Here is a 24,574-nt window from a genome sequence, read left to right as displayed (position 1 = left end):
GGCAAGCCGACCCTCACGCCGGAGCATTTGTTCCGGCTAATCTAATCTTCGAGATCGCTTCTCAGCCGATCGAGGATCGACAGGGCGTGACCTGCATAGGCGCTGATCCAGCGGTCGTAGATGTGCTTGATCGGCAGGCTGTTCAGGTGGTTCCAGCGTTCGCGGCCCTCCTTTCTGGCGACGATCAGATCCGCTTCCTCAAGCACCTTCAGATGCTGCATCACCGTGCAGCGGTCCATGTCCGGAAACATTTCACAAAGCGTCCCGGTCGTGCGGGGCGCTTCCTTGAGCAGATCGAGAATCTCGCGGCGGCGATGATGTGCCAGTGCCTTGAAAACAGGGTCGTCTTTCGATTCGCTTGACATGTTATGTTTTTATAACATAATGACGTCAGGTACAATGGAGAAGAGGAGAAGTATCATGTCTCTCGGAATCCGCGTTTCCGGCCGGATCGGCCGTCCCGTTGCCGAAGTGTTCGATGCCGTCGTCAACCCGAAGAAGCTCAGCAGCTATTTCACCACGATCGGCGGGGCGAGCGCCCCGCTCGTTCAAGGCACGACGGTAACCTGGTGGAAGGATGCGCCGGTCGAGGTTGTCGAGCTTGTGCCGGAAAGCCGCATCGTGCTTCGCTGGGACGGCGGCACTGCTGAGGACAAGACAAGGTATAAGACCCTGGTGGAGATGAATTTCAAGCCGCTGGAGGATGGCGGCACGCTGGTGACGATTGCTGAGAACGGCTGGCGCGAGGACGAGGCCGGCCGGCGCGGCAGCTATCTCAACTGCGAAGGCTGGACACAGATGCTTTGCAGCATGAAGGCCTTCGTCGAATACGGCATCAATCTGCGCGAGGGCATGTATCTCAGCGAGATGAAGGGCGAGCCGGCCAGCGCCCCGGATATTTGACGAGGCTTGCCCTCGAAGGAGATCGCGGTCGCCAGACTTTGCTTGCCTGTCACACTGCGGGTGCTAATTTCCGGAGTCGATACTTCATCTCGGTTTCCAGGAGATTCATTATGCAGCTTGGTATGGTCGGTTTGGGCCGCATGGGCAATTATATGGTCCAGCGCCTGATGCGGGGCGGTCACGAATGCGTCGTCTACGACACCCGGCCGGAAAGCGTTGCCGATCTCACAGGTCTCGGCGCGACCGGCAGCGCTTCGCTGGAGGAATTCGTCTCGAAGCTCGCGCATCCGCGTGCTATCTGGCTGATGCTGCCGGCGGCGATCGTCGACAAGGTGCTGGCAAGCTTGGTGCCGCTGCTGCAGAACGGCGATATCATCATCGATGGCGGCAATTCCTACTATCATGACGACATCCGCCGCGGCGCTGAGCTCATCACCAAGGGCATCCATTATGTTGACGTCGGTACGAGCGGCGGCGTCTTCGGCCTGGAGCGCGGCTATTGCCTGATGATCGGCGGCGAAAAGGGCATCGTCCAGCACCTTTCGCCGATCTTCGCAACGCTCGCGCCCGGGGCCGGCACGACGGAAGCCTCACCGAACCGCAGCGCTGATGCGGCTGCAGCCAGCACCGCGGAACAGGGCTACCTGCATTGCGGCCCGCATGGCGCCGGCCATTTCGTCAAGATGGTGCATAACGGCATCGAATACGGGCTGATGGCCGCCTATGCCGAAGGCCTCAACATCTTGAAACGCGCCAATATCGGCGCTGCCTCGCATGAGGCCGATGCGGAAACCGCGCCGCTCGCACATCCCGAACATTTCCAATACGACTTCAATCTGCAGGATGTCGCGGAAGTCTGGCGCCGCGGCAGCGTCATCACCTCCTGGCTGCTCGATCTCACCGCCGATGCCCTGCATGTCGACCCCGCACTTTCGAAATATGCCGGCCGCGTCTCGGACAGCGGCGAGGGCCGCTGGACGATCATGGCGGCAATCGACGAAAGCGTGCCGACCCCGGTGCTGAGTGCCGCGCTCTACGGCCGCTTCTCCTCGCGCGACAATGACGAGTTCGCCAACAAGGTGCTGTCGGCAATGCGTGCGGGCTTCGGCGGCCACGTGGAAAAGCCGGCGCCGAAATCCTGAAGGCCAAGTCACTCCCTTCACTGAGCAGAAGGCGACCGTCACCCCGTAAATGGCGGGATGACGGCATGGCTCGGGCAGGCGGCGACGCCGGCTGTTCTTAGCCATCCGTATGGTTTTTCTACCGCTTGCTGGCGGCAACAGTCGCGAGTATCCATTGCAAGATGTCGGCCTTGCTTTGTGTAAGCGCCAACACTTTGTTGGAGGGCGGTCGTGAAGCGTGACAGGGCAGGAGACTTGAAGGCCGCCATATCGGGCATCTTGGCATTCATTGCGCTTTTTTCCGTGGCTTCGCCCGGCTTTGCCCAGACGCAGCCGGCACAAGCGCCGGCCGCGGCCACTCCGCCGGCCCAGGTGCGTGAGATGATGCAACTCATGCAGACGCCCGAGGTCAAGCAATGGATGTCGACCCAGATGGCGGCGACGCCTGCGGGCGATACAGCAGCGGAGAACCAGATGTCCGTTCTGGCGGGTTTGCTGCAGCATGCCCGCCGGCATGTCTCGATGGTTTCCGATGCCGCGATGACGCTGCCCTCGCAGATCAGCAATGCATCCTCGCTGCTTTTCGGCGAAATCGCCGCCACCGGCCGGATGCGCATGATCGCCCAATTCCTGGCGATCTTTCTGCTGGGCGCGATCATCGAGAGCATTGCCCGCTATGCCTTCCGCCGCCGCCGTCGCCGTCTGGCTCAGATGGCAGGCATGCATCTGGCGCCGCGTGTCATCCCGGCGCTGATCTTCGCGGCGGCGACGGTGCTGACGCTGCTCAGCCTCTACTGGCCGCCGGTCAGCCAGAGTATCGCCATCGTCTGCGTCGTTGCGCTGATCGTCCAGCGTTTCACGATCTGCCTCGGCGGTGTGCTGGTCGATCTCATCGCACTGGCGCGAGCCGAGGAAGAGCGGCAGGGCGTCCCCGCGCCGACCATGCCGGGACGCGCCGTCGCACTCTTCTGGTATCGCCGCTCTGCAATCTTCGTCATCTATTTTATTTTTGGCTGGGCGGCCATTCAGTCGATGGAGCCGCTCGGTTTTTCCACGAGTGCCCGGCTGTTCGTGGGTTACATCCTCGGCATTGGATTGCTGCTGATCGCCATCGAGGCGGTCTGGTCGCGGCCCCATAAGGACGAGAAGCGCGGTCACGAGATTTCCTGGGCGCTCACGGTTTATTTCCTTCTGCTTTGGGGCCTCTGGGTCACCGGCTTTAACTGGCTGCTCTGGCTCGGCATCTATGTGCTGATGCTTCCGCGGGTGCTCGCCGTCGCGACGATCGCGGTGAAATCGCTGCGGCAGACCGAGGCGAGTTTCCTTGCCACGCGCCGCATAGCCACCGTGTTGCTCGACCGCGGCGTGCGTGCGCTGATTATCGCAATCGCGGCAATCTGGCTTGGTCGATTGCTTGGCGTCGGCGCCGATATGATGGCGGCTGGCGACAAGATGGTCGACAAGATCGCGCGCGGGGTCATCGGTGGCATCGTCATCCTGCTTGCGGCAGATCTGCTCTGGCACGTCGTCAAAGCCTATATTGACGGCAAGCTGCTCGATTCACCGCTGGACGGTACCGCGACGGACGAGGACAAGGCCAAACGCGCGCGAATGCAGACGCTGTTGCCGATCTTCCGCAATATCCTTGCCGTGGTCATCGCCGTCATCGCGGTTCTGATGGTGCTCTCCGGCCTCGGCATCGAGATCGGGCCGCTGATTGCCGGTGCCGGCGTCGTCGGCGTGGCCGTCGGTTTCGGCGCCCAGACGATCGTCAAGGACGTGATCAGCGGCATGTTCTACCTTTGGGACGATGCTTTCCGTGTCGGCGAATATATCGAAAGCGGCAGCCACAAGGGCGTCGTCGAAGCCTTCAGCCTGCGATCCGTGAAGCTCAGGCACCATCGCGGACCGCTGACGACCGTGCCGTTCGGCGAACTCGGCGCGGTGAAGAATTTGAACCGCGACTGGACGATCGACAAGATCAGCCTCAACGTCAAATATGACACCGATCTCGTCAAGGCGAAAAAGGTGATCAAGCAGATCGGCCAGACATTGCTCGAAAACCCGGAATTCGGCCCGCACATCATCGAGACGCTGAAGATGAAGGGCGTCGAGCAGTTCGGCGAATTCGCGATCGAGATCCGCCTGTCGATGATGACGAAGCCCGGCGAGCAGTTCGTCATCCGTCGAAACGCACTGGCGATGATCCGCAATGCCTTCAAGGAAAACGGCATCGAGTTCGCCGTGCCGACGGTGCAGGTGACGGGCGATCGCGAGGCCGATTTGGAGGCTGCCGTCGCGCGTTACGCTTCCCACATGCGAGCCAACGACGAACCGGCGGCATGAATGCCGTCACCTGAACCTCATTGTCGCGGCAAGGCATTCGTAAGCTTACGAAAATGCAATGTGCCATCACGTATTCCTGCGCAAATTCGCCCCAATTGAGGATGATTGAGGCGCAGGCGGCGGGGTTGGGTAGCGTCGGGCATGGCTTCATAGAGCTTATATGCCTGTCATGTTACGTCTTCGAAAAATGATTCCCGCCGAATTGGAAACTGCGCAGGTAAGAGATGTCGAGTCACGGCAATTTGGAAGAGATCGAAGCGACGGACGGTTTTTCCTTTCGCACGCTTTTCAGACGTTACAGGACGCCGCTCACGGCAGCCGCGACGCTCATCGTCTTCTGTCTCGTCGGTTACGCCATCATGCAGCTCACCAACGAGGTGCGCTATGACGATGTCGTCGCAGCACTGGCGGCGACCAGGCCGAGCGCGATCCTGCTTGCGCTGTTCTTCACCGCTCTCAGCTTCCTCTCGCTGGTCTTCTACGATCTCAACGCGATCGAGTATATCGGCAAGAAGCTGCCCTTTCCGCATGTGGCGCTGACGGCGTTCAGCGCCTATGCGGTCGGCAACACAGCCGGCTTCGGCGCATTGTCGGGCGGGGCGATCCGCTATCGCGCCTATACGCGTCTCGGGCTCTCGCCGGAGGATATTGGCCGCATCATCGCCTTCGTCACGCTCTCCTTCGGCCTCGGGCTCGCGGCCGTCGCATCGATCGCCCTCATCATCATCGCCAGCGAAATCGGGCCGCTGATCGGCGTCAGTCCATTCCTTCTCCGGCTGATCGCCGGCTCGATCATCGCCATTCTCGGGGCTGTGATGATCATCGGCCGCGAGGGCCGCGTGCTCGATTTCGGCGCCGTGGCAATCCGCCTGCCGGACTCGCGCACCTGGTCACGCCAGTTCCTCGTTACCGCCTTTGATATTGCCGCCTCCGCGTCGGTGCTCTACGTGCTCCTGCCGCAGACGGCCATCGGCTGGCCGGTCTTCCTCGCCGTCTATGCGATCGCCGTCGGTCTCGGCGTGCTCAGCCACGTTCCGGCCGGGCTCGGCGTGTTCGAGACCGTGATCATCGCTTCGCTCGGCAGCGCGGTGAATATCGACGCGGTGCTGGGATCGCTGGTGCTCTATCGGCTGGTCTACCATGTATTGCCGTTGTTGATCGCCGTGCTCGCGGTCTCGGCGGCGGAGCTGCGCCGTTTTGTCGACCATCCGGCCGCTTCCAGTGTCCGCCGTATCGGCGGACGGCTGATGCCGCAGCTGTTGTCGACCCTGGCGCTGCTGCTCGGCGTCATGCTGGTATTTTCGAGCGTCACACCGACGCCGGACCAGAACCTGGAATTCCTCTCCAACTATCTGCCGCTGCCGATGGTCGAAGGCGCACACTTCCTTTCCAGCCTGCTCGGGCTTGCGCTGGTGGTCGCGGCGCGCGGCCTCGGTCAGAGGCTCGACGGCGCGTGGTGGGTGGCCGTGCTCTCGGCCGTTGCCGCATTGACCCTGTCGCTTCTGAAGGCGATCGCCCTCGTCGAAGCGGCATTTCTCGCCTTTCTCATCTTCGGGCTCTTCGTCAGCCGACGGCTCTTCACCCGGCATGCGTCGCTGCTCAACCAGGCGATGACGGCGTCCTGGCTGATGGCGATCGCGGTCATCGTCGTCGGCGCCGTCGTCATCCTGCTCTTCGTCTATCGCGATGTCGAATACAGCAACGAACTCTGGTGGCAGTTCGAATTCACCGCCGAGGCGCCGCGGGGACTGCGCGCCCTGCTCGGCATCACCATCATCTCGTCGGCGATCGCCATTTTCAGCCTGCTCCGGCCGGCGACCTTCCGGCCGGAGCCGCCGACGGAGGAGGCGCTGACGCGCGCCGTCGACATCGTCAGGAGGCAGGACAATGCCGACGCCAATCTGGTGCGCATGGGCGACAAGAGCATCATGTTTTCGGAAAAAGGTGACGCCTTCATCATGTACGGCCGGCAGGGCCGTTCATGGATCGCGCTGTTCGACCCGGTTGGCGATCATCGTGCCGTGCAGGAACTCGTCTGGCGCTTCGTCGAAGCGGCGCGTGCCGCCGGGTGCCGCGCCGTCTTCTACCAGATCTCGCCGGCGCTGCTTTCCCATTGCGCCGATGCCGGCCTCCGCGCCTTCAAGCTCGGCGAACTGGCGGTGGCCGACCTCCGAACCTTCGAAATGAAAGGCGGCAAATGGGCGAATCTTCGCCAGACGGCGAGCCGAGCCCAACGCGACGGGCTGGAATTCGCGGTAGTCGAATCCGAGGACGTGCCTGATATCATCGATGATCTCGCTGCCGTTTCCACGGCCTGGCTCGAACATCACAATGCCAAGGAAAAAGGCTTCTCGCTCGGTTCGTTCGATCCCGATTATGTTTCATCGCAACCGGTCGGCATCCTGAAGAAGGATGGCAAGATCGTCGCCTTCGCCAATATCCTCGTCACCGAATCCCGCAAGGAGAGCACGATCGATCTCATGCGCTTCTCGCCGGACGCGCCGAAGGGCTCGATGGACTTTCTCTTCGTGCAGATCATGGAATATCTGCGTAACCAGGGTTTCACCCATTTCAACCTCGGCATGGCGCCTCTCTCCGGCATGTCGAAACGCGAAGCAGCGCCCGTCTGGGACCGTATCGGCAGCACCATCTTCGAACACGGCGAACGCTTCTATAACTTCAAAGGCCTTCGGGCATTCAAATCCAAGTTTCATCCGCACTGGCAACCGCGCTATCTTGCGGTTTCCGGAGGAGGCAATCCGATGATCGCGTTGATGGACGCGACATTTCTGATCGGGGGCGGATTGAAAGGGGTAGTGAGAAAATGATCAGGACAATCCTTCTTGTCACGGCATGCGTCTGCATGCTCGCGGCCGCAGCGGCTAATGCCGCCGAGGAAACAAAGCAGAGCTTCGAAAGTGGTCTCATCCCATCGCCGCACATCTTCCTGCCGGAAGGGGAGGTGAAAGGCACCGTGATGCTGATCTCGGATGCCGCCGGCTGGGGCGATTATGAGAAGGCCGAGGCCGACAGGCTGGTCGCCGAAGGCGCTGTCGTCATCGGCGTCGACTTTCCCTCTTATATCCAGGCGCTCAGCCGCTACGACGTCAGCCTCAACGACGGCTGCATCTACATGGTCTCGGATATCGAATCGCTGAGCCAGCAGGTGCAGCGCGCGACCGGCAACAATGCCTATCATCTGCCGATCGTCGCCGGCATCGGCGAGGGCGGGGCTTTGGCGCTGGCGATCGCGGCTCAGACGCCGGATGCGACGATCGGTCAGACGCTCGCGGTCGATCCGCTGGCCGGCATTCCGCTGACCAAGGAGCTTTGCACGCCAGCTTCCAAGAAGGTGATCGGCCAACGCACGGTCTATGGCCTCAGCGACGGCGCCCTGCCGGATCCGATCATATCAGTCTTCACGCCTAAAGCTGACAAGGACGGCCGGGCGCATGTCGAGGCGCTGCAGAAGGCCCATTCGGCAATCGAGATCCGTGACGCCACCGACGATGCGCAGACGGTATTTGCCGATACGCTCGACGATCTCGTCACTGCCTCCGGCGCCTTCGGCAATCCGCTCGGCCTGCCGCTGGCGGTGCTGGAGGCAACGCCTGCCTTCGATACGATGGCGGTGATCTATTCGGGCGACGGCGGTTGGCGCGACATCGACAAGGAGGTCGGCGGCACGCTGCAGAAGGAAGGCATTCCCGTCGTCGGCGTTGATTCGCTTCATTATTTTTGGTCGGAGCGCAAGCCGGAGGAGACGGCCAGCGATCTTTCGAAGATCATCGATTTCTATCGTAAGCAGTGGAAGGTGAAGCATGTGCTGCTCGTCGGCTACTCCTTCGGCGCCGATGTCGTGCCCGCGACCTATCAGCTGCTCAAACCAGCCGAGAAGTCCTCGGTGGTGCAGTTGTCGCTGCTGTCGCTCTCCCACCAAGTGGATTACGTCATCTCCGTTCTTGGTTGGCTCGGCCAAAAGACTGAAGGGGCGGGGGGCGATCCCGTCGCCGATCTGAAGAACGTCGATCCGAAGCTTGTGCAGTGCGTCTATGGCAAGGACGATGACGACGATGTCGCCTGTCCGGCACTCAAAAATAGCGGCGCCGAAGTGGTCGAACTACCCGGCGACCATCACTTCGACGAAAATTACGACCTTCTCACCAAGACGATCATCGACGCGCTGAAGAGACGTCTGCAGGATTAAGCGCTGCCACCTTGCGGTATGCTTTGACGGTTGGATTGGCGCATAACCCGAAAATCGATTTCGATTTCGGGTTCTGCGTTCAATGCATCAGCTTTTCTTCGCGCCAGCCGAGTTCGGCGAGTTCCTTGCCGCGAAACCGCGCATCGTCGGCGACGATGAATTCGTCGAGCTGCGGCGGGGCAACGCTGGTGCCGGCAAGCATCGCATGGACCTGGCCGCGATGATGGGTCTGATGCTGGAAAAGGTGGGCGAGCACGTCGTCCATCCGCTCCTGCTGAATACGATTGCCACGATGGAGGCTGACGATCGAGATCAGTCTTTCCGGCGTCAGGGCTTCGCAAAGGTCGATCAGGCGCTGATCGACCTTTGCCTGCGCTTGGGTCAGTGACTCGACATCATCGAAGGGTTCGTCAACCTCGAAGGCCTGGAAGCCGAGCGTGCCACCTTCCATGCCGTCGACATAGAACCAGTCGACCGTGATGATATGATTTAGCGTCTCCTTGATCGACGGAAAGAAGCTCGTGCGCGGCGCTTCGAATTCGCCCGGCCTCAATGCCGCGCAGGCGTGAAGCAGCCGGTGGTTGGCAAGGGCGTTGTTATACGCAAGCTTGCGAAAGGTCCTGGTGGGATCGAAGGTCGACATCGGCGGCTTTCCTCTTCCAGCACTCCTGAATGTTTGCGTCAGGCATCGAGATTGCCGTCGCGCCAGACGAGATGACGTGGTGCCCCGGGCAGGTTCTCGATTTCATCAGCGACGAAATAGGGCGGGATGTCGAGCGCGGTCAGGGCCGCGCGTGTTGCCGGCACCCATTTGAATTCGAGATGGTTGTCGCCATCTTCGACGCGATGGATGATTTCATGTGGCTGAAAGGGAAATTCCGGCGGGATTTCCATCAGATAATAGAGGCCGAGTTCATGCCAATCGCGTTGTTCGTAGTGGAAAAAGTTCTCGACGATCCAGAGCAGGCGCAAGACGGTGACGTCGAGGCCAAGCTCCTCCACCATCTCGCGTTTCAGCGTCTCTTCCGACGTCTCGCCGATTTCTTTCCAACCGCCCGGAAAGGTCCAGAAGGGCTCGTGCACGGCGCGATGAACAAGCACGTGCCCATGGCGAAAGCCGAGGCCGGCGATGCGGTAGTTGAAACGCGCAGCACCCTGAGTCAGGCGAATGGGAGTGCGCTTGCTCATGTCATTCTTATCCGAGATCGATTACGACGATTTCCGGCGGCACGCCGAAGCGGACCGGAGCAATGGAGCAGCCGAGCCCTCCGGAAACGATGATATTACGCCCCTTCTCGACAATGTGGCCATAGGCGTAGCGATCGCCGTAGCGGGAGGGGACGATTGGTGAACGGCCGAAGAAGCGGATCTGTCCGCCGTGGGTATGACCCGAGAGCGTCAGCGAGACACGCTCGGGCACGCGAGGAAAGATATCGGGCTCGTGGGCGAGCAGGATGACGGGCGCGTCATCGGTGATCTGAGCCATCGTTCCATCGAGGTCGTCGAGGCCGGTCATGCGCGTGCGACCCCATTTCATGCCGGGCAGCAGCGCCAGCTGATCTTCGAGCCCTGCGAGCCAGAAGCCGCGGCCATCCTTCTCGAGCCGGACGGTGCGATTGCCGTAGACAGGGATGCCCACATCGGCAAGCGCCCGGTGTCCGAAGGTTTCCATCCCGCCGTTGTTCTGGGCGGTCCTGTCCTCCCACCAGTCATGGTTGCCCATGATTGCATGGACGCCAAGCGGGGCTTGCAGGGTTGCGAGCGCCTTCGACCATTGGCTCGAATGCACATATTGCGTCACCATGTTCATGCCGGCGGCGTAATCGCCGAGCAGGACGGTCACGTCGCCTTCGAGTTCATTGGCCCTGTGGCAGATCGAGGTAATGCGGTTTGCCGACATCCAGGGTTCGCAGGCATGGATATCGGCGAGTGCGACAATGCGAAGCTTCAGCCCCGGTGTCCATCCCGGCGGCGTCAGCCGGTAGCGGGCGATGCCGAGCCGCGCCAGCGGTTCATAGGCGAAGGCATAACTGCCGAGCGCCATGACGCCTGCGATACCGCCGCCAAGAACCTTGAAAAATCCGCGGCGGGTGATCACTCAGTCGTCCTCCTGGAACAGCCGGAACTGCGCAGCCTCCATCTCCTTGGGCGGTTGCATTCCCAGATGTTTCCACGCGATTGCGGTAAGAACGCGGCCGCGCGGCGTACGCTGAATGAAACCCTGCTGGATCATGTAGGGCTCGATAATGTCCTCGATCGCGTCGCGCGGCTCGGAAAGGCCGGCGGCGATAGTTTCGATGCCGACCGGGCCGCCGCCGAAATTGACGGCGATCATGTTGAGGTAACGTTTGTCGAGCTGATCGAAGCCGACATTGTCGACCAGCAGGCGGGTCAGCGCTTCGTCGGCGATCTCGCGGGTGACGGCCTCGGCCCTTGCCACTTCGGCGAAATCGCGCACGCGCCGCAGCAGCCGGCCGGCAATGCGCGGCGTACCGCGGGCGCGCCTGGCGATCTCGCGGGCGCCCTCTTCGGTCATCGGCAGGTTCATCAGCCGTGCGCCGCGGCGCACGATCAGCTCCAGTTCCTCGACGGTATAGAAGCTGAGCCGCACCGGAATGCCGAAACGGTCGCGCAGCGGTGTCGTCAGCAGGCCGAGGCGGGTGGTGGCGGCGACCAGCGTGAATTTCGAGAGGTCAATCTTCACCGAGCGGGCGGCAGGGCCCTCGCCGATGATGAGGTCGAGCTGGAAATCCTCCATGGCGGGATAGAGGATTTCCTCGACGGCGGGGTTGAGGCGGTGGATCTCGTCGATGAAGAGCACGTCGCGCTCCTCGAGATTGGTGAGCAGGGCGGCGAGGTCGCCGGCCTTGGCGATCACCGGGCCCGAGGTCGAGCGGAAGTTGACGCCGAGCTCCTTCGCCATGATCTGCGCCAGCGTCGTCTTGCCGAGGCCGGGCGGCCCGACGAAGAGCACGTGGTCCAGGGCCTCGCCGCGGTTCTTCGCCGCCTCGATGAAGATCTTGAGATTGGCGCGCGCCTCCGCCTGGCCGGTGAATTCGTCCAGCGATTGCGGGCGCAGCGTAATGTCGAGATCTTCGCCCCGCTTTTCCGGCGATATCAGGCGGGCGGGTTCGCTCATGCTCTTATTCCGTTTTGAAACCTGTCACAGCAATACACCAAAAAACGGTCGCCTCGATATCCAACCGTCGTTTTTCCGGGCTTCACCGCGCCAACTCCTTCAATCCCAGCCTGATCAACTTAGCGCTGTCTGCGCCGTCGCCGGCCGTCTTCATCGCCGCCGCAACTGCATTGGCCGCCTGGTCTCTGCTGTAGCCGAGGTTGGTCAGCGCGGAGACCGCATCGGCGACCGGCGCGGCCGCGACACCTTCGCCGAGTTCCTGCTTGAGGGCGATATTGATCGCTTCCCCGGCAAAAGCCGGCGCCCGGTTCTTGAGCTCGGTGACGAGGCGCATCGCCACTTTCGGGCCGACGCCCGGCGCGCGGGAAACGGCGGCGCGGTCCTGCAGGGCAATCGCATTGGCGAGTTCGCCCGGCGTCAAGGTCGAGAGCACGGCAAGCGCGACCTTGGCGCCCACGCCTTGAACGCTTTGGAGCAGGTTGAACCACTCCCGCTCCAATGCAGTCATGAAGCCGAAGAGCTTCAACTGATCCTCGCGCACATAGGTTTCGATGAACAGCACGCAGGCCTCGCCGGCCGAGCCGAGCTTGGATAGGGTGCGGGCGGAGCAGTGGGCGACGTAGCAGACGCCGTGCACATCGACGAGCACATAGTCTTCGCCGATCTCGTCTATGGTGCCTTTCAGCTTGCCGATCATAGGGCGCGGTCTCTCAAGGGTGCGTTTCGGGAGAAATGATGTCCAATTCCGGGAAATAGGGGCGGTAGCGCGCGCCATCGCGTGTCAGAAGACGATGCGATCGAACAACCGCGTGCGCACCGATGAAAAAATCCGGCAGGGTGCGCTCGCGCAGGCCGCCGCTCTTCCGATACCGTGCGTGCGCCATGCCGGCCCGGTAAGCGGCGGAAAACGGCAGGGCCTCGCGGATCAGGTTTAACCGCGACAGGAGAAACGCAAGCGTTTCCTCGCGCGGGGTCATGCTTGCCAGCTCCGCCCAGACGACGGGTGTCATGATGAATTGTGAATCCGGACGCAATGCGCTCAAGGCGCGTGCGGACCATTCCCTGAAAGGATTGTCCGGGCCGAAGATATCGATGAAGATGTTCGTGTCAACGAGGACCGAGGTCATCGCGTGGTCCCCTCAGCCATTCCATGAATTCATCGGTCGTCATGCCGTTGGTGTCGAAAGTGCCGCTCATGCTGCCGAGCCAGGATTCAAAATCGTCCTGCGATGGTTCCGTGCGGCTGGACAGAACGACGAGCCGGGCGCCCTTTTCATCAGCAATGAAATCGACCTCGGATCCCGGGCCGATTTTCAAGCGATCCCTGATGTCCTTGGGAATAGTCACCTGGCCTTTTTCGGTCACCCGCATGGTAATACCTCTGCGGTATTACTTATCATGGGAAAAGAACAAGTCAAGAACGGATTATCCGGCCAGCGCTTGGCGCATCCGGTGGCCGCCGCGATTGTGGGCGTGGCAAATGGCGATCGCCAAGGCATCGGCGGCGTCATCGCCCTTGAACTCGGCTTTCGGCATCAGGATCTTCAACATCATGTGAATCTGCTGCTTTTCGCCGTGCCCGACGCCGATGACCGCCTTTTTCACCGCATTCGGCGCATATTCGGAGACCGGCAGTCCGGCGCGCGCGGGCACCAGCATGGCGATGCCGCGGGCTTGGCCGAGTTTCAGTGTGGCTACTGCGTCCTTGTTGACGAAAGTCTGTTCGACGGCGGCCTCATCGGGCTTGTGAGCGTGGACGATATCGGCGAGCCCGTCATGCAACTGGCAGAGGCGGGAGGCGAGGTCCATCTCGCCATCGGAGGTCACCGTTCCCGATGCCACGAATTTCAGGGAATTGCCTAACGTGTCGATGATTCCCCAGCCGGTGCGACGGAGACCGGGATCGATGCCAATGATGCGAATCGTATTTTGCATGGTTCAACCTATAGCGATTGCGAAATAAGTGCCATCGATATGTGAACAAAACGAAAACACACTCGGTTTTAGAGCGCCTCATTTACCGCGAATTAAAAGAGATGCCTGAATTCTAGTTCATCGAATGTGCGAGGGCTTCATTTCACAAGAATAAGCCCCCGATGTTCTGTTGACAGGTCAGCCGGCCGGGGATGCACCGCGTGCCCAGGCTGGCAGGCGCCGTTCAGAAGGGTTCGTTGCATATGGCTCAGAGATTTCAATCCCTGTCCTTCAAGGTCATTGTCACATTTATCCTGATGACCGTGCTATCGATCGCGGTCATCGATGTGCTTGCCTATTTCGCCAGCAGCCGCATATCCGACGAGCAGGCGCTGAAGGCCAAGGAAAGCGTGCTGATCTTCCGCGGCGATATGTTGCAGGATCAGCTGGCGCAGCTCGAGAACCAGGCCAATTCCATCGCGCGCATCGAGGCGCTGCAGATGTCGATCACCAGCTTGAAGAGCGGCTGGAAAACAATCCAGAAGACTTCGGGGGATGCACGCGCCGAGCTGAAGAAGGTTTTTATCACGGGCAATCCCAACCCGGCCGACCAGCGTGAGAAGCTGATGAAGCCGGAAGGGCCGAGCGGGTTCTACTATTCGAACCATGAGCAGACGCAGGGCGAAGTTGCCCGCGACCTCGAAGAAACCGCTTTCAGCGATCTGCTGATCGCCGATCTCGACGGTAGCGTGCTCTATTCCTACAAGAAGGACGATGACTTCGCGGAGAATCTGAAGTCGGACGCCTGGAAGACAACGGGTGCCGGCATCGCATTCGCCAAGGCGATAGAGAATACCGCCAAGGCGACGGATGACGCCGCGCCGACGGGCTTCTCCGGCCTCCGCGTCGATGCGGCAAGCGGCAAGCCCGCAATCTTCTATGCCGTGCCCATCGTCAAGCTCGGAGCGGCCAAGGGTATAATCCTGTTCAAGGTGCGTGAGGACATCATCTCGAGCATCCTTGCCAAGGGCATCGTCCAGGGCAGCACCGCGCGGGCTGCGATCGTCTCCGGCGATGGCTCCGCTATCGCCCTCGATGCCGGCGGCAAGCTTGCGACGCTCGATGCCACCCCCTTCACCTTCATCAAGAACGCGCTTGCCAGTTCCGCGATGACCGTGGCCGATTTCGACCGGGCGGACGGCGCGGCCCGCGCCTATGTCCGTGGCATTGATTATCGCGGCGAGCGCTTCCTGGTGGTCGAGAGTGTGCTGCTCAGCGAGCTCAATGCCGGCTCGATCGAGATCGCCACTTTGCTGACGATGATCGGCATCGGCGTGCTCGTCGTCATGGCCATCGCGACCGGGCTCGTCACCAATTTCCTGTTTTCGCCGCTGGCCCGGCTTGCCGGTGTCACCCGCGACGTCGCCGACGGCAAGCTCGACAGCGAGATCGGCAGCCTGAACCGCAAGGACGAGATCGGCACGATGGCCAACGCGCTTGCCCGCTTCCGCCAATCGCTGATCGAAAGCCGTGAACTCGAAGCCGCCAGCGAAGAGACGCGCCTGCAGGCCGAGCACGACCGTCAGCAGAACCTCGCCGAGCGCGAGGCCGAGGCGAGGACGCTGCAGCAGGTGGTCGAGGCGATTGACGAGGGGCTGCATCATCTGGCGGGCGGCGATCTCTCCTATCAGATCGATACTCGCTTCCCGAACGAACTCGAAAGCCTGCGTGTCAATTTCAACGAGGCGCTCGCCACACTCAGCGAAACCATGACGGCGATCGGCGGCAACTCGATGGCGGTGCGCGCCGGCTCCGAGGAGATGCGCACGGGCGCCGACGAGCTTGCCGGGCGCACCGAACGTCAGGCCGGCTCGATCACCGAGACGGCGAATGCGATCAGCGCCATTACCCAGTCCGTTCGCCGCCAGATCGAGAGGGCAGAACAGGCCGAGCGCATCGCCCGCGACGCCAAGAAGGAGACGACCGGCTCCAGCCAGATCATGCGCGAGACGATTGCGGCGATGGAGGCGATCCAGACCTCCTCGCGCCAGATCAACACGATCATATCGGTCATCGACGACATCGCCTTCCAGACCAACCTGCTGGCGCTCAACGCCGGCGTCGAAGCGGCGCGCGCGGGGGAATCGGGCAAGGGCTTTGCCGTCGTCGCCATGGAAGTCCGGGAGCTCGCCCAGCGCTCATCGAGCGCGGCCAAGGAAATTTCCAGCCTGCTGCAGAAGTCGACGCATGAGGTCGAAAGCGGTGTCGCGCTGGTCGAAAAAGCGGGCGTTGCGTTGACGGGCATCGGCGCCCATGTCGAGGCGATCAACGGGCAGATCAACGAGATCATGGAGTCGACCCGCGAGGAAGCCACTACGCTGCGCGAGATCAACAACGCCGTGGCCGAACTCGATGCGATGACGCAGCAAAACGCCTCAATGGTCGAGGAGACGACGGCGGCGATCCACCGGCTGGCGACGGAGGCTCTGGAAATGGACCGCCAGCTCGGCAATTTCACGCTGCCGCAGGGGCATCAAAGGCCGAGCGCCGAGGTGCATGTGTTGCGTCGTCACCGGTGAGACGTCGCTTCCGATATTCGACGAGGGCCGCCATCGCGCGGCCCTTTTGTTTGCGTGTGCGGTTTGGAATGGGCGGGCGCCAACCTACATAGACGGCATCGTTCAACCGCCGGCAGGTTTCCATGGTTCCTTTCTCCATACTCGACCTTTCTCCCGTTGCCGAAGGCAGCACCGTGCGTCAGTCGCTCGAAAGCTCGGGGCGGATGGCTCAGAAGGCTGAAGAACTCGGCTACAAGCGCTTCTGGCTCGCCGAGCATCACGGCATGCCGGGCATCGCCAGTGCGGCGACCGCCGTGGTCATCGGCCATGTCGGGGCCGCGACAAAACGCATCCGCATCGGTTCCGGCGGCGTCATGCTGCCCAATCATTCGCCGCTCGTGATCGCCGAACAGTTCGGCACGCTGGAGGCGCTTTTTCCCGGCCGCATCGATCTTGGTCTCGGGCGGGCGCCCGGAACGGACATGCGCACGGCACAGGCGCTGCGGCGCAACCTCGAGGCCGGCGCGAACAGTTTCCCGAACGACGTGGTGGAATTGCAGCAGCTTCTCGGCGCTCCGGTCGAGAACCAGGCGATCCTTGCGGTGCCCGGCAATGGTTCGCATATCCCGATCTGGCTGCTCGGCTCCAGCCTCTACAGCGCCCAGCTTGCGGCGATGCTCGGGCTTCCCTATGCCTTCGCCTCGCATTTTGCCCCTGATATGCTGCTCGACGCCATCGCGATCTATCGCGACCGTTTCCAGCCCTCGGCGGCGCTCGACAAGCCCTATGTGATGGTCGGCGTCATGGGCGCGATGGCGGCAACGGACGAGGAGGCGCGCTACCATTTCACTTCCGCCCAGCAGCAATTCGTCAACCTGCGCCGCAATGTGCGCGGTCCTTTCCCGCGCCCTGTCAGCGATATGGAGAGCTTCTGGTCGCCGATGGAGAAGATGAACGTCGAACACACACTGCGCTACGCCGTGGTAGGCTCGCCTGCGACGGCTGAGGCGAAGCTGACGGAGTTTCTCAAGGAAACGCAGGCCGACGAGGTGATCATCTCGATGCCGATCCATGATATCGAGGCGCGGCTGAAGTCGGTGGAACTGTTCGCCGGGCTGGGAAACTTCGCGCGGGCCGCCGCCTAAGGTTTTCCAAGCAGTCGCCAGAGACAGAAAAACCCGGCGCCAAGGCCGGGTTCCGTTTGTTGGCAACGCCTCGACCGTCATGCTCGGCCTTATGCCGAGCATCTAGCCACAGCAATTGCCTGACAGGAAAATACTTATTTTTAGATATTTAATGGGCCGGCGCAGATCCTCGGCACAAGGCCGAGGATGACATCGCGTGTTTGCAGTGCGGCTCAAGCCGAGAGCTTCGCCAGAACCTCTTCCGAGACCTCGAAATTCGAATAGACGTTCTGCACGTCGTCATCGTCTTCGAGCGAGTCGATGAGCTTCATCAGCGACTGGGCCTTTTCCTCGTCCACCGGCACGTTGTTCTGGGCGCGCCAGACCGCCTTGACGGTTTCGGCTTCGCCGAGGCCTGCTTCCAGGGCTTTCGATACTTCGCCCAGGGATTCGAAGGCGCAGGTGATGTAATGGCCCTCCTCGTCGGTCTCGACGTCATCGGCGCCAGCTTCGATCGCGGCTTCCATCACCTTGTCGGCGTCGCCTGCGGAAAGCTTGTAGGTGATTTCGCCGACATGATCGAACGAGAAGGAAACGGAACCGGTTTCGCCGAGGGCGCCACCAGCTTTGGTGAAGATCGAGCGGACGTTGGAGGCGGTGCGGTTGCGGTTGTCGGTCAGGGCTTCGACGATGATCGCCGTGCCGCCTGGGCCGTAGCCCTCGTAGCGGACTTCGTCGTAGTTTTCACCGTCGGCGCCGGCTGCCTTCTTGATGGCGCGGTCGATATTGTCCTTCGGCATGGACTGGGCCTTGGCATTCTGGATCGCCAGGCGAAGACGGGCGTTCATCGTCGGGTCAGGCAGGCCGGCCTTGGCGGCAACGGTGATTTCGCGCGCAAGCTTGGAGAACATTTTCGACCGCACGGCATCCTGACGGCCCTTGCGGTGCATGATGTTTTTAAACTGTGAATGGCCAGCCATGGCACCCCTGTTCACGTCTCATTGTTCGGAATGGGCCGCCTTATAAGAGCGAAACGGCAGCCGTTCAAGGGAAAAGCAGTTCGGAACAAAGGCGAAAGGATGACGTTTCAACCGAACTCCATCCAACGGAAAGGAACGGTCATGGCAAGTCTCAGCGAGGCGCGGGAGCAACCAGCACGTCAGCTTTGGGATCAGGTCAACGGCGTTCATGCCGGCATGCTCGGTATTTCCGGGCTTGATATGCACATGCAGCCGATGGCGCCGCATGCCGACCCTACCACCAACACGATCTGGTTTTACACCAAGACCGACGCCGACATCGTTCGCGCCATCAAGCCCGGCAGCCGCGCGCATTTCTGCGTCATCGGCAAGGATCACGACTATCACGCCTGCCTTTCCGGCGTGATCGAGGTGCATAACGACCCTTCCAAGATCGAGGAATATTGGAGTTCGATGGTGGCGGCCTGGTATGACGGCGGCAAGAAAGATCCGAAACTCACCATGCTTTCGCTGCATGTCGACGATGCCGAGATCTGGGTTTCGACAGGCAGCACGCTTAAATTCGGCTGGGAAATCGCCAAGGCCAATCTCGACGACGACAAGATGCCCGACGTCGGCGTCAAACGCCACCTGCAATTTGCTTGATCAGCAAGGTTTGCAGAGACCCGCCGGGCTTTACTGCACGCCTTTCATTACATAGATCAGCGGCTTCTTGGGAAGCGTGCGCATGGAGACGGTGAGGCTGTCATCAGGCGCATAAGTGATATCGAAGTCCTTTCCGAACATGGAGACGAAGGCGTTGACCGGCGGGCCACGGCGGTGCATCGGCAGGATCAGCGATGAGCGCAGCCGCTTGATGACGCGGCTCATGCTGTCGGCGCCCATGGTCAGGCCGCCGTCGACGGGCACCATGACGACGTCAAGGCGGCCGATTTCGGTATAATGGCTATCCGTCAGCTCGTAATGCAGATGGCCAAGATGGCCGATGCAGAGACCGGCAGTTTCGAAGATGAAAATCGAGTTTCCATCCTCCTGCGGGCCGCCGAGGCCGTAGCTGACGCGGATATCCGTGGTGACGTTGCGGATATAGGCATCGCCGACGACGAGATTGATGCTGGCTTTCTCGCCCGGCACGTCGCTCCAGCCATGGAGCACATGCTTGATGTCGGGCTCAGGCGTCAGGGTGAAGTGGGTCGTGTGAGCCTTGTTCATCGTGACGACATCGGGGGTCGTCGCCGGCCTGTACCAGCCATTATAATCCGTCGCGATGATGATGCCGGCGGGTGTCTCGATTTCGAAGGTGGAATGGCCGAGATAGGTGAATTTAACACTCTCGCCCTCGGACACGGCCGGCATCGGCGCCGCGGCGCCGGAAAAACTGGCGAAGGTCGCCTTGGGCATATTCTCGGCGATTGCCTGGCATTGACTGGCCGGCGGGCGCGGCTCCTGTGCCCTGGCAGGATCTGATGCGGCGAAGGCCGCCAGGCATGTGATAGCGAGGATAAGATAATGCGGCTTCATGCCACCCCCTCCGGCGCTTTCATTTAGCGGCGGAGGATGCGTCATGAGGTCGCAGCGGTCCAGAGCGACGATACTCACAATTGCGTGTTGGGGCGGCTGGATTACCGCCAGAACTCCGGCACCGTTTCGGCCAAACGCGGGCCGAGCCGAAGCGGCGCGATCTTTTCGGCCAGTCCGGTGGCATCGGAAATCTCCACGCCGACGCCGCAGATCGTCGCCGGGCCGCTTGCTGCTTCCATGCGGCCCTTCGGCATCTTGGAGATGAAGCGGTTGAGTGGCTCCTCCTTGTCCATGCCGAGGGAGGAGTCGTAATCGCCGCACATGCCGGCATCCGACATATAGGCGGTGCCGCCGTTCAGGATCTGCGCGTCGGCGGTCGGCACATGGGTGTGGGTGCCGACGACGAAACTGGCGCGGCCGTCGACGAAATGGCCGAAGCATTGCTTCTCGCTGGTCGCTTCCGCGTGGAAATCGAAGATGATCGCATCGGCCTGCTCTTTCAGCGGGCAGGCGTCGAGGATCGCTTCGGCCGACTTGAAGGGATCGTCGAGTTCCGGATGCATGAAGACGCGACCCATGACATTGGCGACGAGAACGCGCGCGCCGTTCCGGGCATAGAAGAGGCCGGAGCCGCGGCCGGGTGTGCCCTGGGGATAATTGGCCGGTCGCAGGAACTGATCATGCCGCCCGGCAAAGGCGACGGCTTCCTTCTGGTCCCAGACGTGATTGCCGGTCGTCACCACATCAGCGCCGGCATTGATCGTCTCCAGAAAGATGTCCTCGGTAATGCCGAAACCGCCGGCGGCATTCTCGCCGTTGACGACGACAAAATCGAGCCGGAGGTCGGAGATCAGGCCGGGGAGGCGGTCCCAGACCGCCGTGCGTCCCGTCTTGCCGACCATGTCACCCAAAAAAAGCAGCCGCATTCCCTATCCAATCCAAGAGGCAAAAAAGCGAAGGCCGCTTTCTGTCAGGATGGCATCCAGGCTTATGTCATGCGGCTCGTCGGGCACATGTGCCACTTCCTGGCAGTCGAATGCAATGCCGATCAGCTTGGGATGCAGGCCTTTCTCTCTGAGCCGGCTGATGGCGCGGTCGTAGTAGCCGGCGCCGTAGCCGATGCGATGACCTCTGACATCGAAGGCCGAAAGCGGCACCAGCATGATCTCGGGGTCGAGCACGGCGGCATGCTCGGCGGGGCCGACCGTGCCGAAACCGGTCGCGACAAGCGGTGCGTCTTCCGCCAGTTCGCGAAAGACGATGGTCTGCTTGTCGAGGATCGCCGGCACGCAGAGCCGCGCACCGCGTGCCGCAAAGCGCGCCATCAGCGGCCTGAGATCGGCCTCCGACCGGATCGGCAGGAAGCCGGAGATGATGGTGCCTGGCTCGAAGGCGACCGCCTCACCGGCGTGATCGGCCATTGCGAGGCTTTTGGAGGTGCGCTCTTCAGGAGCAATGGCGTCGCGGGCGGACAGCCGTTCGTTGCGCAACTGCGCTTTCAGTTCATTTGCGGTCATTCGATCTGCCGGATTGAGAGGTTCGGCCGAGCATAACCGGCCGGAGACCCGATGCAAATGCCGGCTGCGACAGGGCTGCGCCCGTTTCGCGTCGTATCGGTCTACCGTTGCCGATCGTCGGACGAGGATGCCTATCGATCCTGCGCAGATTCGCGTCGCGGCGACACCGGCAGCGCGGCGGCCAGCCGCCGCATCGTTTCCTCGAACAGAGGAGCTCCACCTGGCAGCCAGCCGAGCGCACGGATTTTCGCCGTGTTCATCGGATTGAGCGCAGCCTTATCGGCGGTGGGCGGCAAGGCGTGAGGATAGCTCGTTTCACGGCGGATAGGCGCGAGAATGTCGTGCGTGTCGACTGTTATGTCCGATATGTTGAAGACCTCGCCGGAAACGCGGGTGCTTTCCGTCTCCAGCATCAGCCGCACCGCGCGGCCGAGGTCGCGGCCATGAACCTCCGTCCCGGCGCGAGCAGCAACAGGCCGGCCGGCGAGATAATCGGCGATAAGACCATCCCATTTGTTCGGCGTGAGATCGCCGTAGACACCGGTCGCCCTCAGGCTTACCCCCGCAAAACCCGGTGCCGAGAGATGGGTAAGCGCACCTTCGGCGTCGAATTTAACCTGGCCGTAGAGTGTCTCCGGCTTCGGCGGCATTGTTTCGACAAGCTCGGTTTCCGGTGGGTGGTCGCCGTAGGCAGCGCGGCTGGACAGGAAGACGCAACGGCGCGTACCGGCGCGTTTGGCCGCTTCGAAAAGCCGGACCGTGCCGTCGAGGTTCAATCTGTGGAAGCTCTTGGGATCGTCGCCCTCGCCGCCGCGATATTTGCCGGGAACATGGCTGAAGGCGGCGTGGACGAAGAAATAGGCGTCGTCGAAGACGTCGATCTGATCCTTTTCGGGATCAAGGGAGAGTGCTGCGAACTCGACCGGGCGGGAGAAGAAGCGCGGCAGCGGCGCCCGGCGTCCGCCGACAATCACCTGATAGCCGGCGGCCAGCAGCTCCTCGACGACGTACCGGCCGACGAGACCCGTTCCCCCGGATACCAGTACTTTCATGCCATCCCTTCCGGATTTCTCAGCGCCGTGATCTCCGGCATATCGCCGCTCTCGTGTATACTGTGCCATAGATCGATCAAGGGTTGTAGTTGTTTTGCCTTGGGATGATCCTTTTCCCACGGTTTTTCATACTGGAAGTGCACGATCGAAATGCTCTTCCAGTCCCAAAGCTCCGGCATGGTGAACCATACATATTGCAGCATGTTGAAATAAACCGGCAAGCCGTGCCATTCCGGGAAGAACGTCTCCAGAAAGGTCTGGTCGGTGCGTCGCCAGAAGGCCTCCGGCCTATCGAGGCTTTCCAGCATGCGCCGGAATGTGTCATGCGAGGGCGTGGCGACGAAGACGCCGGAATTCATGCGGCGAAAATCGGCGAGGCTTTCATAGACGTTGGGAGCGGCGGAAAGTTCCGGATAGAGGAAGAGCCTGTCGACGTTCTTCAGCACCAGGGCGTCGGCATCGATGAAGACGCAACGCTCATACTCCACCAGCTGCCAGAGCCTGAGCTTGCAGAAATTGTCGAGCGGCGAATGGAACTCCGGCTTGCGGCCTTTGGTGAATGGGACGGCGGAATGGAGATGGCCGCGGGCGTGGCGCTCGTTGAAGGTATCGGACAGCGGCAGGTGCTCGACTTGGATCAGGCGACAGTCGAGGGCCTCGAGCGGGGCGAGAGCGGCTGCGTCGACGCCGCCGGTGTGGAGGACGACGACGTCGGCGCTGGTGCCGGTGCGACGCAGAGACCGGGCGAGGGCGGTGGCGCCCATCGCGTAGTCGGCGTTGGTAATGAGGGTGACGTAGGCGAAGGCGAGCGAGCGCTTCATCGGGTTCGACTGCATCGATATGTCTTGCTCCGGCGGAGGAGAGACGGCAAGGCGTTGCTGCATGCCTCTTCTCCCCGCTGGGGAGAAGAGGGAGCAAGCCGCGGCCTTTCTAGCCTTCGTCATCGCTCAGCACTCACGAAACCGACTTCAACCGCTTCCCTTCCGGATCGTGATCAATCGTCGCCGCAATGTCTTTGGTCCAGGCGGAGATGGCCGGCACGCGGGAGCGGTCGACGCGGTAGGCGAATTTCTTCGCCACGTCGACGATTTCGCCCAGCAGCCCGGCTTCCAGCGTGGTCGGTTCGAGGCCAAGATCGAGAAACTTTTCGTTCCGGACGATCAGCTCGTTTTCGGCGGCCTCCTTGCGCGGGTTGGGCAGCCAGGCGATCTTGGCGCCGCTCATCCTGGCGATCATCTCGGCGAGGTCGCGCACCCGGTGGGTTTCCGTCATTTGATTGAAGATCTCGACGCGGGCGCCGCGGACGGGCGGGTTCTTCAGCGCCAGCTCGATACAGCGCACCGAATCCTGGATGTGGATGAAGGCGCGGGTCTGGCCGCCGGTGCCATGCACCGTCAGCGGATAACTGATCGCTGCCTGAATGAGGAAGCGGTTCAGCACCGTGCCGTAATCGCCGTCATAATCGAAACGGTTGATCAGCTGCGCGTGGCGGCGCGTCTGCTCGGTATGCGTTCCCCAGACGATGCCCTGATGCAGGTCGGTGATCCTCAGGCCGTCATTCCTGGCGTAGAACTGGAAGAGCAGTTGATCCAGGCACTTGGTCATGTGGTAGATCGAGCCCGGATTGGAGGGGTAGAGGATCTCCTGGCTGACCGTTTCGCCGTCCGCAGTCTCGATCCCGACCGGCAGATAACCTTCGGGGATAGCAGCGCCGACCGTCGAATAGCCATAGACGCCCATGGTGCCGAGATGGATGAGGTGGGCGTCGAGATTGAGCTCGGTCAGCGCGTTCAGGAGGTTATGCGTGGCGCTGACATTGTTGTTCACCGTGTAGTTCTTATGGCGGTCGCTCTTCATCGAATAGGGCGCGGCGCGCTGTTCGGCGAAATGGATGATGGCATCCGGCCGGTGTTCCGAAAGCCATTTCTTCAGAAGCTCGTAATCCCTAGCGAGATCGATGAGGTTGAAGTGGATGCGGCGTCCTGTTTCGGCATGCCAGATCCGCGTGCGCTCCTGGATCGAATCCATCGGGGTGAGCGACTGAACGCCGAGTTCGGTGTCGATCCAGCGGCGCGAGAGATTGTCGAGTATATGGACGTCGTGACCGGCATCGGAAAGGTGGAGCGAGGTGGGCCAACCAATGAAACCGTCTCCGCCCATAACCGCAATCTTCATCGCATCGTCTCCTGATC

Annotated in this window: 24 protein-coding genes; 8 read left to right on the top strand and 16 right to left on the bottom strand. The window is 61.6% G+C overall.

Translation table 11 applies throughout. The features are described from left to right. Nucleotides 1–41 precede the first annotated feature (41 nt). Nucleotides 42–365 (bottom strand): ArsR/SmtB family transcription factor, encoded by a 324-nt coding sequence (locus B5E41_RS21535; RefSeq protein ID WP_088395972.1) that lies wholly within the window; start codon nucleotides 363–365, stop codon nucleotides 42–44. A gap of 55 nt (nucleotides 366–420) precedes the next feature. Here B5E41_RS21535 and B5E41_RS21530 point away from each other — a divergent pair, with 55 nt between their 5' ends. The 5 genes from B5E41_RS21530 (at nucleotide 421) to B5E41_RS21510 (ending at nucleotide 8,577) form a co-directional block, all read left to right on the top strand. Then, entirely contained in the window at nucleotides 421–903 is a 483-nt protein-coding gene (locus B5E41_RS21530) for an SRPBCC domain-containing protein (protein ID WP_064804814.1), read from the top strand. Between the two features lie 110 nt (nucleotides 904–1,013). Further along, nucleotides 1,014–2,045 (top strand): phosphogluconate dehydrogenase (NAD(+)-dependent, decarboxylating), encoded by a 1,032-nt coding sequence (gene gnd / locus B5E41_RS21525; protein ID WP_088395971.1) that lies wholly within the window; start codon nucleotides 1,014–1,016, stop codon nucleotides 2,043–2,045. 210 nt (nucleotides 2,046–2,255) lie between these two features. Next, the gene (locus B5E41_RS21520) at nucleotides 2,256–4,370 is read left to right on the top strand and encodes a mechanosensitive ion channel family protein (protein ID WP_088395970.1); all 2,115 of its coding nucleotides are present in this window, start codon (nucleotides 2,256–2,258) and stop codon (nucleotides 4,368–4,370) included. Between the two features lie 224 nt (nucleotides 4,371–4,594). Then, nucleotides 4,595–7,198 (top strand): bifunctional lysylphosphatidylglycerol flippase/synthetase MprF, encoded by a 2,604-nt coding sequence (gene mprF, locus B5E41_RS21515; RefSeq protein WP_088395969.1) that lies wholly within the window; start codon nucleotides 4,595–4,597, stop codon nucleotides 7,196–7,198. Continuing rightward, nucleotides 7,195–8,577 carry a virulence factor family protein gene (locus B5E41_RS21510; RefSeq protein WP_088395968.1) on the top strand — a complete coding sequence of 461 codons (1,383 nt, stop codon included), beginning with the start codon at nucleotides 7,195–7,197 and terminating at the stop codon, nucleotides 8,575–8,577. Before mprF ends, B5E41_RS21510 begins: the two co-directional genes overlap by 4 nt. A 79-nt stretch (nucleotides 8,578–8,656) precedes the next feature. Here the strand turns inward: B5E41_RS21510 and B5E41_RS21505 are convergent, their stop codons facing one another. The 8 genes from B5E41_RS21505 to ruvC all read right to left on the bottom strand — a co-directional run bounded on the left by B5E41_RS21505 (nucleotide 8,657) and on the right by ruvC (nucleotide 13,651). Beyond that, nucleotides 8,657–9,220, bottom strand: a complete 564-nt coding sequence (locus B5E41_RS21505) for a DinB family protein (RefSeq protein WP_088395967.1) — start codon at nucleotides 9,218–9,220, stop codon at nucleotides 8,657–8,659. Nucleotides 9,221–9,258: 38 nt separating this feature from the next. Continuing rightward, nucleotides 9,259–9,765 carry an NUDIX hydrolase gene (locus B5E41_RS21500; protein WP_088395966.1) on the bottom strand — a complete coding sequence of 169 codons (507 nt, stop codon included), beginning with the start codon at nucleotides 9,763–9,765 and terminating at the stop codon, nucleotides 9,259–9,261. A 7-nt stretch (nucleotides 9,766–9,772) separates the two neighbouring features. Beyond that, on the bottom strand, nucleotides 9,773–10,675 hold the full coding sequence (locus tag B5E41_RS21495; RefSeq protein WP_088395965.1) for a metallophosphoesterase: 903 nt from the start codon (nucleotides 10,673–10,675) through the stop codon (nucleotides 9,773–9,775). Continuing rightward, nucleotides 10,676–11,716, bottom strand: coding sequence for a Holliday junction branch migration DNA helicase RuvB (gene ruvB / locus B5E41_RS21490; RefSeq protein WP_088395964.1), 1,041 nt, complete (start codon nucleotides 11,714–11,716; stop codon nucleotides 10,676–10,678). An 82-nt stretch (nucleotides 11,717–11,798) separates the two neighbouring features. After that, nucleotides 11,799–12,413 carry a Holliday junction branch migration protein RuvA gene (ruvA, locus tag B5E41_RS21485; RefSeq protein WP_004669783.1) on the bottom strand — a complete coding sequence of 205 codons (615 nt, stop codon included), beginning with the start codon at nucleotides 12,411–12,413 and terminating at the stop codon, nucleotides 11,799–11,801. A gap of 13 nt (nucleotides 12,414–12,426) precedes the next feature. Next, nucleotides 12,427–12,843, bottom strand: coding sequence for a type II toxin-antitoxin system VapC family toxin (locus tag B5E41_RS21480; RefSeq protein WP_088395963.1), 417 nt, complete (start codon nucleotides 12,841–12,843; stop codon nucleotides 12,427–12,429). Beyond that, complete coding sequence (locus B5E41_RS21475; protein ID WP_088395962.1) at nucleotides 12,824–13,087, bottom strand: AbrB/MazE/SpoVT family DNA-binding domain-containing protein; 264 nt, start codon at nucleotides 13,085–13,087, stop codon at nucleotides 12,824–12,826. Before B5E41_RS21475 ends, B5E41_RS21480 begins: the two co-directional genes overlap by 20 nt. Nucleotides 13,088–13,141: 54 nt before the next feature. Next, nucleotides 13,142–13,651 carry a crossover junction endodeoxyribonuclease RuvC gene (gene ruvC, locus B5E41_RS21470; RefSeq protein ID WP_011426701.1) on the bottom strand — a complete coding sequence of 170 codons (510 nt, stop codon included), beginning with the start codon at nucleotides 13,649–13,651 and terminating at the stop codon, nucleotides 13,142–13,144. Nucleotides 13,652–13,893: 242 nt separating this feature from the next. On the opposite strand from ruvC, the gene B5E41_RS21465 reads away from it, so the two are divergent. Together B5E41_RS21465 and B5E41_RS21460 are read left to right on the top strand one after the other, a co-directional pair. After that, entirely contained in the window at nucleotides 13,894–16,209 is a 2,316-nt protein-coding gene (locus tag B5E41_RS21465; RefSeq protein WP_088395961.1) for a methyl-accepting chemotaxis protein, read from the top strand. A gap of 122 nt (nucleotides 16,210–16,331) precedes the next feature. Beyond that, a complete protein-coding gene (locus B5E41_RS21460) occupies nucleotides 16,332–17,333 on the top strand; it encodes an LLM class flavin-dependent oxidoreductase (RefSeq protein WP_088395960.1) in 1,002 nt (333 codons plus the stop codon). A gap of 212 nt (nucleotides 17,334–17,545) precedes the next feature. Here the strand turns inward: B5E41_RS21460 and B5E41_RS21455 are convergent, their stop codons facing one another. Beyond that, complete coding sequence (locus B5E41_RS21455; protein ID WP_088395959.1) at nucleotides 17,546–18,292, bottom strand: YebC/PmpR family DNA-binding transcriptional regulator; 747 nt, start codon at nucleotides 18,290–18,292, stop codon at nucleotides 17,546–17,548. Between the two features lie 141 nt (nucleotides 18,293–18,433). Here B5E41_RS21455 and B5E41_RS21450 point away from each other — a divergent pair, with 141 nt between their 5' ends. Continuing rightward, on the top strand, nucleotides 18,434–18,937 hold the full coding sequence (locus B5E41_RS21450; RefSeq protein ID WP_088395958.1) for a pyridoxamine 5'-phosphate oxidase family protein: 504 nt from the start codon (nucleotides 18,434–18,436) through the stop codon (nucleotides 18,935–18,937). Between the two features lie 30 nt (nucleotides 18,938–18,967). On the opposite strand, the gene B5E41_RS21445 is transcribed toward B5E41_RS21450, so the two are convergent. The 6 genes from B5E41_RS21445 to B5E41_RS21420 all read right to left on the bottom strand — a co-directional run bounded on the left by B5E41_RS21445 (nucleotide 18,968) and on the right by B5E41_RS21420 (nucleotide 24,557). Next, entirely contained in the window at nucleotides 18,968–19,813 is an 846-nt protein-coding gene (locus tag B5E41_RS21445) for an MBL fold metallo-hydrolase (protein WP_088395957.1), read from the bottom strand. A 101-nt stretch (nucleotides 19,814–19,914) separates the two neighbouring features. Next, on the bottom strand, nucleotides 19,915–20,739 hold the full coding sequence (locus tag B5E41_RS21440) for a TIGR00282 family metallophosphoesterase (protein WP_064804791.1): 825 nt from the start codon (nucleotides 20,737–20,739) through the stop codon (nucleotides 19,915–19,917). Between the two features lie 3 nt (nucleotides 20,740–20,742). Beyond that, nucleotides 20,743–21,330 carry a 5-formyltetrahydrofolate cyclo-ligase gene (locus tag B5E41_RS21435; RefSeq protein ID WP_088395956.1) on the bottom strand — a complete coding sequence of 196 codons (588 nt, stop codon included), beginning with the start codon at nucleotides 21,328–21,330 and terminating at the stop codon, nucleotides 20,743–20,745. Between the two features lie 131 nt (nucleotides 21,331–21,461). Continuing rightward, nucleotides 21,462–22,382, bottom strand: coding sequence for an NAD-dependent epimerase/dehydratase family protein (locus B5E41_RS21430; protein WP_088395955.1), 921 nt, complete (start codon nucleotides 22,380–22,382; stop codon nucleotides 21,462–21,464). Continuing rightward, the gene (locus B5E41_RS21425) at nucleotides 22,379–23,203 is read right to left on the bottom strand and encodes a glycosyltransferase (protein WP_088396028.1); all 825 of its coding nucleotides are present in this window, start codon (nucleotides 23,201–23,203) and stop codon (nucleotides 22,379–22,381) included. The genes B5E41_RS21430 and B5E41_RS21425 overlap by 4 nt, the downstream gene beginning before the upstream one ends. 133 nt (nucleotides 23,204–23,336) lie before the next feature. Beyond that, nucleotides 23,337–24,557, bottom strand: a complete 1,221-nt coding sequence (locus B5E41_RS21420; RefSeq protein ID WP_088395954.1) for an NAD-dependent epimerase/dehydratase family protein — start codon at nucleotides 24,555–24,557, stop codon at nucleotides 23,337–23,339. Nucleotides 24,558–24,574 lie beyond the last annotated feature (17 nt).

Origin of the sequence: Rhizobium esperanzae, from assembly GCF_002204185.1 — a bacterium.
GTDB classification, from domain to species: Bacteria; Pseudomonadota; Alphaproteobacteria; order Rhizobiales; family Rhizobiaceae; genus Rhizobium; species Rhizobium esperanzae.
Note: the sequence above shows the minus strand (reverse complement) of the source record. Positions and strands in the feature narration are given on the sequence as shown.